Here is a 19363-nt window from a genome sequence, read left to right as displayed (position 1 = left end):
GCATGAATTCATCTTCGGTTACCCTGCTTGCGTCAGGCAATTCGCTTGGTGCATACATTCCGGCTATGCATCTAAACACGTACCTACAAGATAGAGGTGTTAGAACAGAAGTTCACGTTCTGGAGAACCTGTATCATGAAGAAATCAGGTGCAAAATTAATTCCACCAAAAAAGCATTTCATGCCGATTTCTCTGTTGCCCTTATGGGGCATAAACTGGCTAAGCCTGTAGACTCTTCCCTGGATGAAGAGGAAGTCCAATTCCTGTTGGACTCCTGGATACGTCATGGGGTATCTCATTTTGCTGTGTTTACCGGTTTTTGGCTCCCGATCCTGGAGAAGTACAAAGCCATTGCGTACACGCCTCTGGATATTCATCTGATTCGCTTGGATGTGTGTGATACGCCATCGTTTAAAGTACACAAGTCCGTGTATCCAGACTACGATAACGTTTGGCTTTACGAGCCTTCAAGGTTGTCTCCAGACTGCTATATTGCATCAGATGAAAAGGAACTCCTGCCTTATGCACAGCGTGATGGGCGCATTCTGATTCATGGCGGCGGCTGGGGGATAGGAACGTACGCGTCCACGATTGCAGAGCTTCGTCAACTTGGTTACCTGCTGGATGTGATCGTCTACGATCCTTCCGAGGTGGAGGAGGACGATGGGAGCACACGCTACTTCGGAACAGAGGTTTCATGGAATCCGTGGAGTCGGGATGTCCAGGGGCGGCATTCGTTTCCACCAATGAACCAATATGTGCGTGAAGATGGCATTCTTCGGGCAATGCCCCTCGGTGATTACACTGCTTACACAGATCTGATGCGCAATTGCGCTGCCATTATCAGCAAGCCCGGAGGAGCGACACTGAACGATTCGTTGTCCTACGGAATACCTTTTGTCATGTTAGAGCCGTTCGGCGACCATGAGCTTCAGAATTCAAAATATTGGGAATCCTGTGGTTTCGGTATCGGATTTGCGGAATGGAAAGCCCTAGATTACTCGGAACAACTTCTCGAAGAAGTGTACAGACGTTTGCTGGAGCAGCGATCAAAAATCAATCATTTGGGGAGGAAAACGCATGCAGCCGAAAACAGCAGTTACGTTTGATAAGCTGACATTCCAAAATATGAAAAGAACCCTCGTTCCGCTCGCAGAAACGGGAAGGAAACGCCGGGAGGACCCGACCTATGCGGCACCCGTGCCATATGAGATCGGAATCAAGCTTAATAACGGCTGTAATCTTCGCTGCAAGCATTGCTTTGAATGGAATCCAGATGGCTTCCATCACGGCTTTGCCAGTGAAGTGAAAAGAGACGAAATCGAGATTCCCGTCGTGGAGAAACTGCTCGCCGAAACGAGAGAACGCAAATCACGTGTGTTCCTATGGGGGGGAGAACCGCTATTTTACTCCAAGTTCGATGAACTGGCAGAACTGCTGGCTAAGGAAGACCGGCATACGACTATTTGTACAAACGCGAGTCTTGTTGAACAAAAGCTGGATTCCATTTTGAAAATGTCTAAAAATTTAGTCATGCTGGTCAGCCTGGAAGGATTCGAGAAGGAGAATGACGCGATTCGGGGCAAAGGCACGTTCAAAAAAGTGATTCACGCCATACAGCTGCTGTTGGATCTGCAAAAGCAGGGCTTGTATAAAGGTAAAGTGTCGGTAGCTCTGACCGTAAATGACCAAATGGTTGATCAGCTGTATAGCTTGATGGAATTCTTTGAAGAGCTGGGCGTTGATTCCGTGTACTTCTGCTTCCCATGGTACATCCCTTCAGATACAGCAGAAAAAATGGATACCTACTTTGATGCACACTTTCCACACCTTGCCTCCCGCTTTGCGAGCGACCATAAGAATAGCTGGCACTCTTTCACGTTTCACATCTCACCGGATCGTTTCGACACATTAATCGAGGAATTTAAACGAGTTAATTCACGAGTGTGGAATGTACGTATCCGCTATCAGCCTGCGTTGGAGCCCGAAGAAGTAGAAGGTTTTATTCGAGGTAGCGAAAAGCCGGCCATGAATCGGACCAAATGTTTCTCGATCTCGAACCGGATGGACGTGATGCCAGACGGTAAGGTCAATCCATGCAAATTTTTTCCGGAATTCAGTGTTGGTAATTTATACGAAGAAAGTGTGGCCGATATTTTCCACGGAGAGGATCTGCGAAAACAACGCGAGATTCTGGCCTGCGGCCTGACACCGATTTGCTCCAAATGCGTGCTTCTGTATAATAACGGAGTTTAATCGCTTTAACTTTAAGCCGCTAATAAGGGAAAACATGCAATCATTCAGGAGGAGCGGGGATGGACTTTATCCGTGTACGGGAACTGCACAAATCGTTCATATATTACCGGAAAGAAGCAGGACTCAAACATTCACTCAAAAACTTATTTGCTCGCAAATCACTTGTGAAGGAAGCGGTTAAATCCGTTTCTTTCGATATCGGCCCCGGAGAGTGCGTTGGATTTCTGGGTCCGAACGGAGCAGGTAAAACCACAACGCTCAAAATGTTGTCGGGCATTCTGTATCCCACAAGCGGAGAAGCCGACGTACTTGGCTATGTGCCTTGGGAGCGAAAGAACGAATTCAAACGGCTGTTCTCCATTGTAATGGGTCAGAAAAATCAACTTTGGTGGGACCTTCCCGCGAGCGATTCGATTTATTTGAACAAATGTATTTATGACGTTGAGGATGATCTCTATCGTCGAAGTCTTGCCGAGCTATCGGAAATGCTTGATGTGCAAGACCTGCTGGATGTACAGGTTCGCAGGCTGTCCTTGGGCGAACGGATGAAAATGGAGCTAATCGCCGCTCTGATCCATCGACCAAAGCTGCTTTATCTTGACGAGCCAACGATCGGCCTGGATTTCCCTTCTCAGAAGAGGGTGCGGGAATTTCTGAAATACTATAATGAGCAGTTTGGTGCCACGATCCTGCTGACGAGCCACTACATGAAGGACGTGGAGGACCTGTGCAAGCGGACAATCATTATTAACGAAGGAAGTCTTCTGTATGACGGAGATCTTCATAAGATTAACGATCTGTTTGGCGAGCACAAAATTGTAAAGTTGCAGTTCTCTGAACCGGTTGCCGAGCAGCGGCTGGCCAAATTCGGGAAAATGATCAGCGCAGACGACTACAGTGTTGTTCTGGAGCTGCCCAAACACCGTCTAAAAGAAGTGTCGCGCGCTGTGCTCGATTCGTTTCCAATTGTTGACTGGACGATTGAGGATGTGCCAATCGAGGAGAGTATCTCAATGCTCTACCAAAAGGAATCCGTTGGATGAATGGACGCAAATTGTATACAGCTGTTTTTTCGATGGGTGTGCAGCAATCGATGGAATACCGTTTTCACTTCTTTCTTGGTCTTGTTGGAGCCGCGTTTCCGATTCTTGTTCAGTATTTTATATGGACAGCGGTGTACCAGCATTCCGGCGAATTGGCGCTATTCTCGTATTCATATAATCAAATCATTTTGTATACGATCTTGGCGGGCTTGGTATCCAAACTAATCGCTACCCAGTTCGAGCACCAGATCGTCGACGATATCAAGAACGGTGGTCTCAACAAGTATTTAATCAAACCGGTTAGTTACTTTGGATATCGGCTAGTATCTTTTTTCGGACAGAAGGCGATCTATTACGGCGTTACAGCTGTGCTGTTTGTCGGGATTATCTGGATATCATCTGTCGGTGGTGTGCTTGAGTTCCAGGTCATACGGCTGATCTTGTTCGTCGTTACGTTATCGGGGGCGCTATTGCTCAATTTCTTGATCTCTTACTGCATCTGTGCAAGTGCTTTTTATCTGAACGAAATCTCTTATTTTTTTGTCATTACGAGTCTGCTCGTGAATATTCTGAGCGGAGGTATGTTCCCATTGGAGATTTTCGGGGATTCGATTGTGGAGGCACTTCAGTACACGCCGTTTCCGTATACCATTTATTTTCCGGTCAATGTGCTCAGCGGCAAAACGGAAGTGGCGGCGATGTATCAAGGATTGCTTATCCAGTGCGGGTGGATACTTCTGTTTTTATGGTTATCTCGTCTCACATGGCGCATATCCATGAAGAAATATTCAGCGGTTGGGGGGTAGCGGAGATCCCATATGTTTAGAGCCATGAGAAAATACGCACATTTGTACGGTATGTTCATCAAAAATTGTCTCATTGCCCAGATGGAGTTTCGGGGTAATTTCATGATGAGCCTGCTAGTGGAATCCGTCTACCTGCTTGCTAAACTGTTATATGTGCTCGTTGTGTTCCGCACCGATCTTCACGTCGACGGCATACCGCCCGAAGGGCTGCTTCTATTTATAGGCATGCACACCGTGGTGACAGGAATGTACGTTGGGTTGTTTTTCACCAATTTTACGAAAATTCCGGAATATATTAAGGACGGCTCACTTGATCTAATGTTAACGAAGCCGGTTTCTCTTCAATTTATGGCTTCTTTGCGTTATGTCGATCTGGCGCTTCCAATCCCCGATATTTTAGTTGGTTTCGTCATGATTGGTATTGGCTGGCATGCCATGGACATCCCCCTGACGTTTCTCCAGCTAGCCGGGTTTATGTTGTTGTTATTTGTCTCCGTTATCATCACATATTGTCTAATGATTATCCCTGCATTGCTGTCATTTCGGTTCGTTCAGACGGGCTCTGCATCGGAGATTGCTCATTCCGCCTGGGACGCCAACAATTTTCCAATGGCCATATACCCAACTTGGGTCCGGCGGATCGGTACCTTTGTCATTCCGCTGTTCCTGATTACCAATTTCGGACCAATGTTTCTGCTAGGACAGCTCAGCTGGCTCTATACAGGACTGGCGCTGGTCGCTTCAATTATACTCTTCACAGTAATACGATTGCTCTGGAAACAGGCTGTGAAGGGATATAGTAGTGCAAGTAGTTAAGGGGGGGAAAGAATGAATGCTGTTCAGCTGCCCGTGTTAAATCCGCCGCTTAAAGGATTTCTGCGGTGGGCTTACACGCTTTCGATTACCAGTGCACATGAGGAAACGATTCCTTGGTATTACAGCAATTTCATTCAGTTGTCCTGCAAGAAAACCTTTCTGGAGGATGGCAGACAGTTTTATATCGATTTTTTTCGGGGCAAACCCAACGAACTGAATTTCAATAATCCATTTCTACTCACTTGCTCTGTGAATTATACGATTCTGGAGCATTTGGCGCTGGACGCCTGGCCCCATTTTTTCGCGGATCAGATTCGCAGCGGCTATTATTGCGTCGTGTTTTTGGACGAAGCCAAGCTACCGCCAGCGGCGGCTTATCAGCAGGAACCGTTTCCTCATCATCTTTTTCTGTACGGTTTCGATTGGGACAAACGTTTCTTTGATGCTTCTATGTTCGACCATACGGGAGTTTACCGCAATGTACAGATTCCGTTCACGGAGTTCCTGGATGCTGTCCATTCCATGAGATATCTGCTCAGAGAGGGGCTCACCGCGGATCATCACACTTATTTTTACAAATACGAGCCGCATTCTCCTTATCCTTTCGATAGAATCGTAGCACTCGACCAACTGCATGATTACCTGAACGGAGACACTCATCTGAATCGCATTAATTACATTCCTGATGACGAACAGGCTTTCGGAATTGACGTCTACGACTATTTGCAAATGTACTATGATGCAGTAGAGAGCAACGATCCTCGTCTCGGTGACCGTAACGATGTGAGGCATCTTCATGTGCTCTGGGAGCACAAAAAAATGATGAGTGAACGGATTACCTACTTGATAGATGAGGGGATAATCCCTTACGACGAAGAACTTGTGAATGGTTATCAGGATATAGCCACTAGGGCAATGAAGCTAAGGGATCAATACATCCGTCATGAAATTCGTGAAGACAAGGCCGTGTTTGCGAAGGTAAGACTTCGGTTGGAGCAATTCCGCAAGGAAGAGCCTGTTCTGCTGCAAAGACTGATTTCATTGCTCGAAAAGTAAATCAAGAAGGCTATTCCTCTGGGAGGAACAGCCTTCTTGATTTATATTCATAGGCTAGACGTTAGCAGCCTTACTATGATTCTTTATGACTTATTCAAACTTGAAATCATCATCCGTCAGAGGTTCTACATTCAGAGTACGGATATACCCGTTGCCTTTTTTAGAGAAAAAGTCATGCTGTTTGGTATGTGTACTGATTCCATTTAATACAATCGGGTTGACTTCCTCGTCATCAAATAATGGTTCAAACCCGAGGTTCATCATCGCTTTGTTTGCGTTATAACGCAGGAAGGTTTCCACTTCTTCTGTCAAATGAATGGGCGTATATAATTCCTTCGTATATTGCAATTCATTCTGATGAAGAAGCTGTACTAGATCAACCAAACCTTGATACACATCGTTCCGCTGCGTTTCATCAAAGCTTGCGTATATTTCCTGGGCCAATACCCCCACATATACACCGTGAATACTTTCATCCCGCAGAATCAGATCAATGATCTCACCACTGCATGTGAGTTTGCCTTGTCCGGCTAAATAGAGTGGATAGAAAAATCCACTGTAGAACAAATAACTTTCCAAAAGAACGGATGCAGCCATTGCCATATACAGATCTTTTGAAGTTTCAATATTCATGTAATACTGACGTATAATCGTCGCTTTGGTTTGCAGATATGGATTTTCTTCCACCCATTTAAATACACTGTCAATTTCTTCGGTTGATGCCAATGTGGTGAAAATACTACTGTATGATTTCGCATGAATTTGTTCCATCATCGCCATAAAACTAAGTACGGCTTTGCGTTGCAGTCCATCGACATGCTCCATAATCTGCGGCATACCTACACCACCCTGGATCGTATCCAGAAGGGTTAAGCCGCCCAAGACTTTCATATAAGCGTCTTTTTCTATATCACTGAGCATGCCCCAGGTCATTTTATCATCGGATAAAGGAATCTCATCATCGGTCCAAAATTGCATAATATTCTGATTCCAGAACATCAGTGTGAAATCATCATCCGCTCGATTCCAGTTCACAGCTTGAATTGCCGGCATGGTATATCAAACTCCAATCGTAATACCCTAAAGGGAAATTATTTATATTGAACAAGCAATGCATTCTTCCATCGTCAGCTTGTTAGTTCTTGTATAATATAGAGATTTCAACCCTTTATGAGCAGCATACAGGTAGCAACGAGCCAATTCTCGCGTGGATACATCACTGTTGACATGAAGAATGGTTGAGATGCCTTGGTCCACATGTGGCTGAATCTCCGCAATCAAATCAATCACCTTGAATTGATCCATTTGATACGCTGATTTGTAATAGAAGACATTATCCTTTTGCAAATAGGGCATTGGATAATACGTCGTTGAATTGGCATAGGTCCGAGTCTCAATCTGTTCTACGATCGGCATCACACTGGAAGTTGCGTTTTGGATATAAGAGATGCTGGCTGTTGGAGCAATAGCCATGCGATAGGCATGATAGAGACCATTTTTCATCACTTTAGACTTAAGCTGGTTCCAATCCTCGGGAGACGGAACAGCAATGCCGTTAAACAATTCTTGTACTTTCAATGTCGTGGGACGGTAATCCGTAGTCACATAACGATCAAAATATACCCCAGTCGCATAATCCGAATGCTCAAATCCATAGAAGCGTTGACCCGTTTGCTCTGCAAACTCCATACTTTTCTCCAGAGAATGATAATTCATGGTCATAAAGAAGGTACGTACAAAATCCTTGGCCTCCGAGCTTTCATAAGCAATCCTGTTTTTGGCTAAGTAACCGTGCAGGTTCATGGCACCCAAACCAACGGAATGCATTTCGGAATTGGCTTTTGCCACACCAGGAGCATTAGCAACATGCGTCATGTCGCTGACGGAGGTCAGTGCGATCATGCCCTCATGAACGGATTCCTTGATCTTGCCACTCTCCATAACATTAACAATATTGAGGGAGGCCAGGTTGCAGCTGATATCTTTGCGGATAATATCCGGTTGACCATAATCTGTAATTTCAGAAGTTTCCTGGAGTTGGAAAATCTCTGTGCAGAGGTTGGACATTTTGACTTGTCCTACGTTTTTCAAGGCATGTGCTTGATTGGCATTGGTTTTATTAATGATGTAGGGATAGCCGGATTCAAGTTGAGTCATTGCTATTTTAGTTAGCATATCCCGTGCGCTCATCGATTTTTTCTTCTTCACCCTGTCGTCAGCCAGCAAGGTATCATACATTACGTCCAGATCCATATCATCCAAATGTGTTTCATACGCCTTATAGACACTATAAGGTGCGAAGAGGTACAGGGGCTCATTATCTTGAGCCAGCTTATAGAAACGATTAGGGACAATAAGTCCGATAGAGAGAGTTTTCAGCCGGATTTTCTCATCCGCATTAATCTTTTTGCTATCCAGCAGTTCCATAACGTCCCAACCGAAAATATTATAGTATGCTGCACCAGAACCTTTACGTTGACCCATCTGATCGGCGTAGGAGAAGCCGTCTTCCATCAGCTTCAGAACAGGAGTAATGCCTTTTGCAGCACCTTCAACACCTTTAATGACTTCACCACGAGCACGTAACTTCGACAGGTTGACAGCCACTCCGCCACCGATTTTGGATAACTGCATACAAGTGTTTAGTACATAGTTTATGGAGTTCAGTGAATCGTCCATTTCAAGCAGGAAGCAGGAAACGAGTTCACCGCGCCGACTTTTTCCCGCATTCAGAAAGGTGGGGGTTGCGGGTTGAAGGCGCTGCTCCATCATAGAACGAGACAGCAAACAAGCCGTATCAAAGTGTCCTCGACCCAGATGAAGAGCTACGGCTGCTACCCGATCCGAATATTGCTCAAGGTATGTTTTACGGTCATAGGTTCTCAATGCATAATCAGTATAGAACTTGGACGCTGCCATATAGGAAGGAAAGTTATATCCATAGCCACGCGTAATTTCAAATACGGTTCTAACTTGGTCAGCTGTATAGGAAGCATAGAAATCTTCGTAATAATCATGATCAATCATGAATTTGACTTGATCATCAATGTTGGCAAACGCCATGCTTTTATTTTTGATTTCTTTCATAAACTCCTCTACAGCCTCTTTATCCTTATGTAACTGGAAGAAGCCATCAGAGTCACGCTTTAGCAGCATGTTATTTAATTCAATATGTCGCAATGCGGCTCACCTCCTGTTCAAAATACTCCACGTCTTTCTTGGAACCTGATAATTCAAATTTACTGATAACCGGGACGTTATAAGATGCAGAGATCAAATCTGCACTTTTGGCAAAACGCTCACCCCAGTTACGGTTACCGCTGGCGGCCACGCCAATCAGGTATTTAGAGTTTTTTTGCAAAAAAGAAGACACCTTATCAGGTATCTGTCCAAAACCTGTTGTATATGTCACAAGTACGTACGGTTCATCAATCGTCATTTGATTCTGAATCTGAACAGCCGGCAGTTGAAGCTTGGAAATAAACCTCTTAACATTCCCGGTTATCGAATCATACACAATTAGCACTATCATATCCTCCTTGACAAATGAAAGGTGATCAAATACAAACACTATATATAGATCTATTTCTTAATTTTATATCAATATATAGCTTTGTCAAATGCATATTGGTATCAATTTTGTGAAAAACCTGATGAATGGGCTCTATTACTAGGTTTAAAAAATTTGTGGCTTAGTAGATATCCATATTCGAAGACACGATATTTGGTGCATGAGAGAATTATGATTGACATTGAGAATTGTTATCATTTAGAATTCTGAAGAAGATTCGAAAAGAGGGATGCGCTACGATGACACAATTACAACAAAATCACCCACAGGGTGAAGGACAGACAGCAGCAGATCTCGCATGGTATGGATTAAAGAACGTATTCAAGGATTCGGTCGACAAGGCCTATCGCTTGGTATACGAAGAAACACCAGATCATGTCATTCTTGTTGCTGCAAATCGTCACGGCAAAATCGTCATTGATGGTATACCGCATCCTTTCGTACCTAATAGTGCCCATTTTGTATTACCAGGCCAACGGGTCGAGACCGTTTACTTAACGGATGGAGAGCAGATCGTGTACCGGATTCATATCGGCATCATTCCATATGGTGGACAGAAGGTGTCCTCTGAGTGTTTGTTAACGGAGCTTGGTGGGTCAATCACGGTTCCAGATGCACAGGTGCAGCAACTTTGCGGAAAAATCGTCAATTACTGGCATACGGGTGATTCAACAGATCGTTTCGCAAGCCAAGCGGGTCTCCAGGACCTGCTGCATCTGCTGTTCAAAAAGCAGAACCAACACGAGAACGCACTCGAGAGAGCACGGGAATACATGCTGCATCACTATCAGGATACAATCACAGTCGAGAACCTGGCCGATGAGGCGGGCATGAGCCGCTATTATTTCATGAGATCATTCAAAGAGAAATTCGATCAGAGTTCGATGGACTATCTGGCAGAGATTCGTACCAACGAGGCCAAACGTCTGATGGAAGAAGGACAACCACTGAAGGACATTGCTCTATTGGCAGGTTTCAAGGACCAACACTATTTCAGCAGCCAATTCAAAAAGCAGGTCGGATTACCGCCTCGTACATATATGGCAAACAGGAAATGTAAAACAGCTGCGTACAGCTGGCCCAATATTGGGCATTTGCTGACCCTGCAAATCATCCCCTTCGCAGCGCCCATTGATCAGTTTTGGACAGATGATTACCGCCGGAAATATCGTTATGATGTCAAGGTAGCACTCAGCCACGACTATGATTTCAACCTCAAAGCATTGATGCGGGCCAGGCCAGACCGGATTGTTGCATTGGACGAGATGATCCCCGAAGAGGAGAAAGAGAAGCTGCGGCACATCGCACCGGTGTTGTTTCTAAGTTGGCACGGAGAAGATTGGCGGCAACATTTGCGGCGAACGGCCTGTTTTGTGGATCGGGAGAATGAAAGTGAAAGATGGCTTCTTGGATATGAGGAAAAGGTGGAAACGGTTCTTCATCATATTCCTGATTCGTTTCAACAAGGTAAGCTAATCGCACTAAGTGTGTCTCCCCGGGGCATTCAAATCTGGGGAAGAAGAGCAGGAACCGTATTTTATGACGATTTGAAGATTGCCGCGGCTTCGGGTGTGGATCAGATCGAATTTACCAGATATGTGGAAGCCGAACAGATTGCTGCATTCGATGCGGACGTCATCATCGTTAGTGTTATGAAGGACCATCATTCCCAGATGTTGTGGGAGAGGCTTCAACATGCGGAAAGCTGGAAGCAGCTGCATGCCGTACGAAACCGGCACGTATATCTAACACAGGGAGGCCATTGGTTAAGCGAACCGATCCTGGAACATACAGCCAATCGGCATGAACTTCTGCTTCAGGAAGTAAACTTGCTATTTAGTGCCCAGTAATGGGCGAAAGTAGACATCTTCTTCTATTTTCTTCGCTGAGGAACATCTGTATAATCATCATGTGATAATCATTCTCAATACAGAAATGCGGAGGGGAACTCATGTCTCAGACAGAAAATAATGATCTCTTTAGAAGAGATCGTTCAAAAAAAGCTACACACGGAAGGAAACGCGGAATTGCAGGATTGATGCTCCTGCTGTTGGTTCTTTCACTTATGATTGTTGCCTGCGGAAATAAAACAAATACAGCAGGGGAGCAAGCCACAACAGAAACGACCAAGACAAACGCAAGCGCAGCGACTCAAACTGCCGAAGAGCCTCAGACTCAGGTCATCGAACATGCCATGGGAAAAACGGAAGTTCCGCTGCATCCAAAACGTGTTGCCGTATTTGGTCTTGAGGATCTTACATTGTCCCTGGGCGTACCGATGGTCTATGCATACGACTTTGATGGCTACTACTTGGATGACCAACTGAAAGCATTGAAGATCCCGCTCGCTGGAAATGCGGATTTCAATCCGAATCTGGAAGCCATTCTGGCAACCCAGCCCGATCTTATCGTGGTTCAGCGAAACGCCATTGACGACAAAGCGTATGAGGAACTGAGCAAGATTGCGCCAACCATTGCCTATTCACCGGATGATTGGGAGAAAACCATTGTGGAAATAGGCAAGGCAACGGGTCTGGAAGATAAAGCACAAGAGGTGCTTCAGGCGAACACTGACAAACTGAAACAGGCCAAGGAAGATATCATTTCGGCAGTGGGCCCGGACAAAACAGTTGTCTTCATGCGTCCATCGGACAAGGATCTGCAGGTGTTCTTCCCGAGCTTCGCTCCACTCATTTACACTGAATTGGGATTAAATCCAGATGAAAGCGTTGCAGCATTCCAAAAGGATACTAAGGACGATTGGGGAGTCACGACATCTCTGGAGAAGCTGCCCTCCATTGGAGCTGATTATGTGTTTGCCATCTACGGAGGATCGATTAGCACGAAAGAAGAATTCAATGAGAACAGTGCCGTTGCAACGGAAGTCGAGAAACTTCATGTTTGGAAAACGATGCCTGCTGTGAAGGCTAATCATGTGTTCAAAGTGTCTGCCAGACATTGGATGATGTCCGGCCCAATTGCAGATGGCAAGGTTGCCGACGATGTGGTAGCAGCCGTCACTGGCAAGAAATAAGCCTGAACATAATCGTTCATACATTGTCTACAATTCAGAGATAGATTATTAAAGGCATGGCTCTATGGAGTCATGCCTTTTGAGTACGTTGAAGGTATGCTGATTACATATCACAAAGATTTGGAGGTAAGACATGAACGGGACCCTGCAGCAAAATAGAATATTGATTGTAGATGATGATAAACGGGTCCGTGGACTTCTTCGAAAGTATTTGGAGAAAGAACAATTTATCGTTGAGGAGGCTTCGCTGGGCTGGCAAGCCTTAAGCAAGCTTCATCATGACTCGTATGCCATGATCATTCTGGATTGGATTCTCCCCGATATTAAGGGGATTGAAATATGCCAATATCTACGGACCAACTTAAGCATACCCGTCATGTTTCTGACAGCCAAGTCAGAAGAGGGAAATCGGCTTGAAGCTTTCAAAGCCGGAGCGGATGACTTTGTCATGAAACCGTTCAGTCCGAGGGAAGTTGTGCTGCGCATCAAAACCATGATGGCTCGTTATAACGGATTAATCAAACCTGCGCCTAAGGACCATTCAGCAAGCGAGGTGTTGATCTCCTCTATTTTAATCAATCCTACGTCCCGAAGAGTCACAGTAGAAGACGAGGAGATTCATATGACTCCCAAAGAATTTGATTTGCTATATCATCTGGCGACACACGCGGAAATCGCATTCTCCAGGCAGGATTTGCTGAGAATTGTTTGGAAAGTGGAGCATGAGGAAGATCTGGATTATCGAACCGTAGATACCCATGTGAAACGGTTGCGTGACAAACTATCCGAGCATGTGCCGAATCGGGAAGATCTGATTCACACCCTGTGGGGGTTCGGTTATATTCTTCGTTTACCTCACTGATTCTTATCTTGCAGTTCAGGAGGGGAATATGTCTTATAAACAAATCAAGTGGATGATCTTGCTCATTCCCACCTTAACGGTTGGTCTCTGGGAATATGTACGACATCAGTTTCTACTCCCCTATATATCAATGAATTTGGGCAACTGGCTTACGCCTGTCATTGTATATGTTGTGAGTATAACGTTGTTAACTCGGCTGTTTCTTATCCTGGAACGTATTCAAAAAGAACTGGAGCATGAGCGTGCTGCCAAAATTGCGCTTGAATCCCGTGAAAAGCTGGCCAAGGAACTTCATGATGGAATCGCCCAATCTCTTTTCTTGTTATCGGTGAAAGTGGGGCGTTTGGAGGAACAAGCCAAGCAGGATCAACAGCTGGACGATGTGTATTCGATCAAGAAAACGGTCCATGAAGTCAATCGTTATGTGCGTCAGGCCATTGCCGATTTACGTTATGATCCTAACGTTGACAATACCTTCACTATAAACGAATCGGTCACACTACTTGGCCAAATTCGAAGAATTGCCAAAGATGTCCCCGTCCAAATCGAACTGGATTGGAGCATCCCGGATGATGCATTTACTGACAAAGAGAAAGTAGAACTTCTCGCTTGTATTCGGGAAGCTCTCTTTAATATTCAAAAGCATGCATCTGCTTCACAAGGATGGATTCAGGGGAACGGGCACAAGAAGTGCTGGAATATCACGATTCGAGATAATGGAAAAGGATTTGAGATGAATCCCTTTGAACGAAAGGATCGATATGGACTGAAAATCATGAGAGAGCGGATGAATGAACTGAACTTTACCATGCAATTCCGAAGGGAGCAGCAGCTTACTGTTGTCGAATTTTCAAAGGATGGTGAGATGTTATGAGCCATACTCGCGTACTTGTGGTAGACGATCACGCTCATGCAAGAGAAGCCATATGTGAAATTTTATCCATGGATCCCGGCTTCGAAGTGATTGGCGTCGTATCGGACGGTCAACAAGCGGTTGATTATACAGAACAGTGGCTTCCCGATCTAATCCTCATGGACATTCAAATGCCCATTATGAACGGTCTTGAAGCAACACAGCGGATCAAATTGGCCTTTCCTTATGTGAAAATTGTTATGATTACCGTCTCGGATGATGTACTCCACCTACTGGAAGCGTTGAAGCGGGGAGCTCAGGGTTATCTGCTCAAAAATCTGGAACCGTCCATGTGGCTGGAATATCTTCATTCCATTGTTACAGAAGAGGCTCCATTGAGCCGCGAGGTGGCTTACCAAATCCTGAAGGATGTCTCACTCACGGAGAAAAAAGAACCTGATGTTCCGCTAACGACAAGAGAAAAGGATATTCTGTATGGCGTGGCTGCAGGATGGACCAACAAAGAAATCGCTGTGAATTTTACAATTTCAGAGTATACGGTCAAGAATCATTTGAAAAACATTTTGCAAAAACTACAGGTTCAAAATCGTGTTCAACTGACACGTTATGCATTGGAGCAAGGGCTTATTACAGACCACAATCGTCTGTAATAAGCTTTTTTTACTATATCGGAGCGTTCTTTCTGTTTTTATGTATAAGTGGATGTCACTTTATTTGCTTTTCACCACAATGAACTCACAATTTGGACACAAAAGGTCCAACTCTATAGCCAGCTTGAGCTATATGGTAAAAATTTGTTTTTATGTACACTATGAGCAGTGTGTTTCATGAAGGAGGTTATGATGTTTCGCGAACGGATTGTCCTGAGCATGTTGCTGTTTATTGGGATACTATCGATCCCGCTCTCTTACCCGTTTGACACTGCAAACGCTGCTCCTGAAACCAAAGATGCTATTCCACTCCAGTCCATCATTGATGGTTCTAGCCCTGGAGAAGTGCTTGTGCTTGAGCCGGGTATTTATTCTGGTCCCGTAAGTATAGACAAGAATATATCTATTCGGGGGGACTCCTCCGTAACGTTATTGAATACGGAAGCTGAATCCACGATCACCATTCGTTCAGATGGAGTGACATTGCAGGGTTTCACGGTTCAACACTTAACAAACGAACCCACTGCAGCGATTCAGGTTGAAGGAGATCGTGTAGAGATCACGGGCCTGGATATTCAGAGTCAAAGTTTTGGAATCGTGCTGCGGGGTTCTGTCGATGGGCTCATACATAGCAATACCATTTCATGGGCTGGTCCGGAGTCTGCTTCCAGTGGTCAAAAGGGGAATGGCATTGATCTCTACAATTCCCATCGTACCCACATCGAAGACAACAAAATTACGGGTATGCGGGATGGTATCTATCTGGAGAACAGTCGCAATCTTACGGTGAAGGCTAACACCCTGTTACATACCAGGTATGGCATTCATTGTATGTATATCGATGGCTCCTCTGTTGTGGACAATGTGGGAGAGAACAACAGTACCGGAGCCATGGTCATGGGCGTCAAGAATACGGTTGTATCGGGAAATTCCTTTCGCAAACAGAACGAAAATGTGCATTCACAAGGGATTTTGTTGTATGACGTACAGCAATCCTCGGTTCATAACAATGTCGTGGAAGGTAATCGTGTTGGCATGAACATTGCTGAATCCTCAGGAAATGAAATTCGCGGCAATGTGGTGCTCCGGAATTTCATTGGAATTCAGCTCGTGCTTGCGGAGGATAATCAGTTTACCAGAAACCAATTTGTTTCGAATGTGATTGAAGCTTCAGCGATGGACAGCCGGAACAATGAGATGATGGAAAACTACTGGGATTCCTTTCAAGGTCTTGACCTGAACAAGGATGGAATTAGTGAATTGTCCTATGGGATTAATCCTTTTTATGAGCAAGTGGTCAACCGAAATTCGGCCTATCAGCTTTTCTTTCAATCTCCAGGCATGATCTTTATGAGCAACTTGTTTACGGAAGGTAAGGCAGAGTGGACAAGCGACAGATCGCCATTAATGAGTATGGAAGCGGAATCACAGACGACGAAGTCAGGTACACAAGGTTCACAAGCGATCAAAGAGACAACTGGGGTTTGGATCGTCGGATGCATTCTGCTGGGCATGGCCACTTTTATTATGATCAATATGGGGGTATTACGAAAATGAGAATGAAAACACATTGGAAAACAGTCATGGTACTTCTCTTTGGGGTGCTGTTATTAACAGCTTGCGGAAAAAAATACGAGGCATTGCCTATTAATGAAGACGTGGATATCTGTGCCATTTGCAAAATGCAGGTGAAAGATGATGCTTATGCCACGCAGCTTACCACGAAAGACGGTAAAAATTATAAATTTGATGACATTGGTTGTATGCACCAGTGGAAAGAAGAGAACGGAACAGATAACATCGGGATGGATTTTGTTCGTGATTATAATGACAAGGAATGGATTGAGTACAGCAAAGCCACGTATGTATATGACGCTTCACTGCGTACACCGATGGCTTACGGGATCCTCAATTTCAAGGATAAACCATCTGCCGAAGCATTTGTTGCCGAGCAGGGTGTAGGAACGATCATGACCGCTGAAGACCTCGCCTCCCACGACTGGAAACAAAACACAGAGACGATGGATATGATGGGTGAGCATGGGCATTCCGAAGAGGGAATGAGTGAAGGCGTACATCAAGAAACACATGGGGAAAGTGAATCAACGGAAGATTCAGGCCATAAGTAAATTTCCAATGAAGATGGTGATGCATGATGGGAGATATGTTACAAGTCGTTCGACGAGAAATGAAAATGGGATTTCGCAACCCCTGGTCATATTCATTTTTGATTCTTTTCTGCATATTTAGTCTGAGTTTGCTAATCATTAATTCTCAGAATTTTGTAACAGGCTACTCTGGCACGACAGGTTCCATGTTAAATCTTATTCTTTATCTGTTGCCGCTGATGACGCTCTTTCTGGGCTCGTTCTCGTTGACTTCTGAAAAGGAAGAGGGTAGCTGGCAGCTGTTGTCCACATACCCCATCGGTACGATGTCTTTTATTGTTGGAAAATATCTGGGTCTGTCGGTTGTATTAGTGACTATAGTAACATTCGGTTACGGCCTCATGGGACTTCTTAGCGGATGGGTGGGCAGCCCTTTAGATGTTATGACGTACTTATTGTTTCTGGTATTCTCCTGTGGACTGGTGCTGCTATTTCTGAATATTGCACTGTTCATTGGTTCGTTATCCAAAAATCGGTGGCAAGCGTTAACAATATCCGTATCCGTTTGGTTTTTTGCTGTGATCGGATGGCCTACGCTTCTAATCTCCGTGCTGGGACTCATGCCTTATCAGTGGGTAAAACCCTTACTCACCGTTCTAACCTTCATCAATCCGGCTGAGCTGGTACGTTTGTTTGTTGTGATCAAACTTGGCGGGGGCTCTATACTGGGACCTGAATATTATCAGTGGGTAGATTGGGTGCAACCAGCGAGTGGAAGCTGGATTTTTACAGGGATATGTCTGCTGTGGATTGCATGTTCTATCGTGGTAGTCTACGGGATCTGGGAAAGGGGGCGTTCCCATGGATAACGTGGAAGCAGAGATTGTTGGACTGTATAAATCCATAAAAAAACAACAGATCGTTGAAGATATATCCTTTCGCGTTTCTTCCGGTCATGTGCTTGCCTTATGTGGCGGAAATGGGGCCGGAAAAAGCACCGTTCTGCGTATGCTCGCAGGTATTCTTCAACCTACCTCCGGAGAAATCATTGTAAACAAGATGCGCTGGTCCAAAGAACGAAAGCGATATTCGGAACAGATAGGATATATGCCAGATGATTATCATTTCAACCAGGGTCTGACGGCAGAGGAAGTGCTCCAGTTCTGGGCGGCGCTTAGGAAAGTGTCCAAAGAGAGAGTAACGGAAGTACTGACTATGGTAGGCTTGGCCGATCAAAAAAAGAAGCGGGTCACGACCTTTTCCAAAGGTATGCGGCAGCGTGTGTTATTTGCCCAGGCTCTGCTGTCCAAGCCTCCGCTGCTGATCATGGATGAGCCGACGAATGGACTGGACCCCTTCTGGATGCAAGAGTTTACAAATCTGATAAAACAGATCAAGGAGGAGGGACATATGGTCGTGTTCTCCACCCACCAGCTTGAAATCGCAGATGATGTTGCGGATCAGATTGTTTTTATGAACCAAGGACGTAATGTGGGAGATGGCTCTACTGAGGAGTTTCGAGAGCAGTTCGGTTCGCTTCATGCTGCATTTCATCATAGTCTTGGCTTAAAATGAAGGTGAATCGATTGGAAATAAACAGTAAAAAAATGAGTGCGAAAATGAGACGTTTGCTTACTATCCTGATTGGAATGGCTGCTGTGCTGGCCGCTGTGTGGGCAATTTACCAGGGGACTTCATCATCCGACTCCAAAAGAACTGGTGCTATTGAAGCCGGTGCAACTGCTCCTGAATTCACTGCGATTAATTCAGCCGGAGAACAGGTGAAGCTCTCCGATTATCGGGGCAAAGTCGTCATGATTAACTTCTGGGCTTCATGGTGTACGCCCTGTGTGAGGGAAATGCCAATGATTAATCAGATTGCTCAGACGTATCAAAACGATGTAGAGACTCTGTTTGTCAACGTGGGGGAAGCGAAGGGCACCATTCGTGAATTTATGGAGAAACAGCAATTCGATTTCCCTGTTATCATTGATGTGACCGGAAAGGTCTCCGGCCTGTATCGTATCACCGGGTTGCCAGCGACCATGATCATCAATCAGGAAGGTATATTCAGTCACATTCTGCTCGGTGAGTTGACCAAAGATATTCCCTTGCAGCAATGGCTGGAGCAGACCGTACAGCAAAAGAATTGAAGCTCTGTTACACTTATGAACAAAAAAAGTCGAGAAGTCGCTCGCTATACGAGCGGCTTCTTTAGTTTTATTTTTCCCGAACATCTTGCACGCATAGTAGAATTGAAAATCGCAATACCACGGTTGTGTCCAAA

At 45.0% G+C, this 19363-nt stretch carries 19 protein-coding genes; 16 read left to right on the top strand and 3 right to left on the bottom strand.

Annotated elements, in window-relative coordinates:
* The first annotated feature begins 2 nt into the window (after window positions 1-2).
* Genes CS562_RS13260 through CS562_RS13235 form a run of 6 tightly spaced genes read left to right on the top strand, consistent with a single transcriptional unit; the run spans window position 3 to window position 5977 of the window.
* Window positions 3-1109: a glycosyltransferase family protein gene (locus CS562_RS13260; protein ID WP_099856244.1), complete on the top strand. Its 1107-nt coding sequence runs from the start codon at window positions 3-5 to the stop codon at window positions 1107-1109.
* Window positions 1081-2256: a radical SAM protein gene (locus CS562_RS13255; protein ID WP_099856242.1), complete on the top strand. Its 1176-nt coding sequence runs from the start codon at window positions 1081-1083 to the stop codon at window positions 2254-2256. Before CS562_RS13260 ends, CS562_RS13255 begins: the two co-directional genes overlap by 29 nt.
* Window positions 2257-2315: 59 nt before the next feature.
* On the top strand, window positions 2316-3299 hold the full coding sequence (locus CS562_RS13250; RefSeq protein WP_099856238.1) for an ABC transporter ATP-binding protein: 984 nt from the start codon (window positions 2316-2318) through the stop codon (window positions 3297-3299).
* Window positions 3296-4105: an ABC transporter permease gene (locus CS562_RS13245; RefSeq protein WP_099856236.1), complete on the top strand. Its 810-nt coding sequence runs from the start codon at window positions 3296-3298 to the stop codon at window positions 4103-4105. The genes CS562_RS13250 and CS562_RS13245 overlap by 4 nt, the downstream gene beginning before the upstream one ends.
* A 12-nt stretch (window positions 4106-4117) precedes the next feature.
* Window positions 4118-4921: an ABC transporter permease gene (locus tag CS562_RS13240; protein ID WP_079693900.1), complete on the top strand. Its 804-nt coding sequence runs from the start codon at window positions 4118-4120 to the stop codon at window positions 4919-4921.
* A 12-nt stretch (window positions 4922-4933) separates the two neighbouring features.
* A complete protein-coding gene (locus CS562_RS13235; RefSeq protein ID WP_099856234.1) occupies window positions 4934-5977 on the top strand; it encodes a hypothetical protein in 1044 nt (347 codons plus the stop codon).
* Window positions 5978-6067: 90 nt separating this feature from the next.
* Here the strand turns inward: CS562_RS13235 and nrdF are convergent, their stop codons facing one another.
* The 3 genes from nrdF to nrdI are packed head-to-tail and all read right to left on the bottom strand — an operon-like array spanning window position 6068 to window position 9503.
* The gene (gene nrdF, locus CS562_RS13230) at window positions 6068-7030 is read right to left on the bottom strand and encodes a class 1b ribonucleoside-diphosphate reductase subunit beta (protein WP_090807055.1); all 963 of its coding nucleotides are present in this window, start codon (window positions 7028-7030) and stop codon (window positions 6068-6070) included.
* 42 nt (window positions 7031-7072) lie between these two features.
* The gene (gene nrdE, locus CS562_RS13225) at window positions 7073-9157 is read right to left on the bottom strand and encodes a class 1b ribonucleoside-diphosphate reductase subunit alpha (protein ID WP_099856232.1); all 2085 of its coding nucleotides are present in this window, start codon (window positions 9155-9157) and stop codon (window positions 7073-7075) included.
* Window positions 9144-9503, bottom strand: a complete 360-nt coding sequence (gene nrdI, locus CS562_RS13220; RefSeq protein WP_076289163.1) for a class Ib ribonucleoside-diphosphate reductase assembly flavoprotein NrdI — start codon at window positions 9501-9503, stop codon at window positions 9144-9146. The genes nrdE and nrdI overlap by 14 nt, the downstream gene beginning before the upstream one ends.
* Before the next feature lie 284 nt (window positions 9504-9787).
* Between nrdI and CS562_RS13215 the strand changes: the two genes are divergently transcribed.
* From CS562_RS13215 to CS562_RS13170, 10 genes are all read left to right on the top strand, one after another.
* Window positions 9788-11398 carry a helix-turn-helix domain-containing protein gene (locus CS562_RS13215; RefSeq protein WP_099856230.1) on the top strand — a complete coding sequence of 537 codons (1611 nt, stop codon included), beginning with the start codon at window positions 9788-9790 and terminating at the stop codon, window positions 11396-11398.
* A gap of 101 nt (window positions 11399-11499) precedes the next feature.
* Window positions 11500-12582: an ABC transporter substrate-binding protein gene (locus CS562_RS13210; RefSeq protein ID WP_099856228.1), complete on the top strand. Its 1083-nt coding sequence runs from the start codon at window positions 11500-11502 to the stop codon at window positions 12580-12582.
* Window positions 12583-12715: 133 nt separating this feature from the next.
* Window positions 12716-13444 carry a response regulator transcription factor gene (locus CS562_RS13205; RefSeq protein WP_099856226.1) on the top strand — a complete coding sequence of 243 codons (729 nt, stop codon included), beginning with the start codon at window positions 12716-12718 and terminating at the stop codon, window positions 13442-13444.
* A 28-nt stretch (window positions 13445-13472) separates the two neighbouring features.
* Window positions 13473-14318 carry a sensor histidine kinase gene (locus CS562_RS13200; RefSeq protein ID WP_099856224.1) on the top strand — a complete coding sequence of 282 codons (846 nt, stop codon included), beginning with the start codon at window positions 13473-13475 and terminating at the stop codon, window positions 14316-14318.
* Window positions 14315-14968, top strand: a complete 654-nt coding sequence (locus tag CS562_RS13195; RefSeq protein ID WP_099856222.1) for a response regulator — start codon at window positions 14315-14317, stop codon at window positions 14966-14968. Before CS562_RS13200 ends, CS562_RS13195 begins: the two co-directional genes overlap by 4 nt.
* A gap of 192 nt (window positions 14969-15160) precedes the next feature.
* Window positions 15161-16525: a right-handed parallel beta-helix repeat-containing protein gene (locus tag CS562_RS13190; RefSeq protein WP_257219475.1), complete on the top strand. Its 1365-nt coding sequence runs from the start codon at window positions 15161-15163 to the stop codon at window positions 16523-16525.
* The gene (locus CS562_RS13185) at window positions 16522-17097 is read left to right on the top strand and encodes a nitrous oxide reductase accessory protein NosL (protein WP_099856218.1); all 576 of its coding nucleotides are present in this window, start codon (window positions 16522-16524) and stop codon (window positions 17095-17097) included. Before CS562_RS13190 ends, CS562_RS13185 begins: the two co-directional genes overlap by 4 nt.
* A 26-nt stretch (window positions 17098-17123) precedes the next feature.
* A complete protein-coding gene (locus CS562_RS13180) occupies window positions 17124-17945 on the top strand; it encodes an ABC transporter permease (RefSeq protein WP_099856733.1) in 822 nt (273 codons plus the stop codon).
* On the top strand, window positions 17938-18651 hold the full coding sequence (ccmA, locus tag CS562_RS13175) for a heme ABC exporter ATP-binding protein CcmA (protein ID WP_099856216.1): 714 nt from the start codon (window positions 17938-17940) through the stop codon (window positions 18649-18651). Before CS562_RS13180 ends, ccmA begins: the two co-directional genes overlap by 8 nt.
* Before the next feature lie 11 nt (window positions 18652-18662).
* Window positions 18663-19229 carry a TlpA family protein disulfide reductase gene (locus tag CS562_RS13170; RefSeq protein WP_257219474.1) on the top strand — a complete coding sequence of 189 codons (567 nt, stop codon included), beginning with the start codon at window positions 18663-18665 and terminating at the stop codon, window positions 19227-19229.
* Window positions 19230-19363 lie beyond the last annotated feature (134 nt).

Origin of the sequence: Paenibacillus sp. LK1 (assembly GCF_002750415.1) — a bacterium.
In the GTDB taxonomy this organism is placed as follows: domain Bacteria; phylum Bacillota; class Bacilli; order Paenibacillales; family Paenibacillaceae; genus Paenibacillus; species Paenibacillus taichungensis.
The sequence above is the reverse complement of the archived record's forward strand: the minus strand, read 5'-3'. Positions and strand labels throughout refer to the sequence as shown.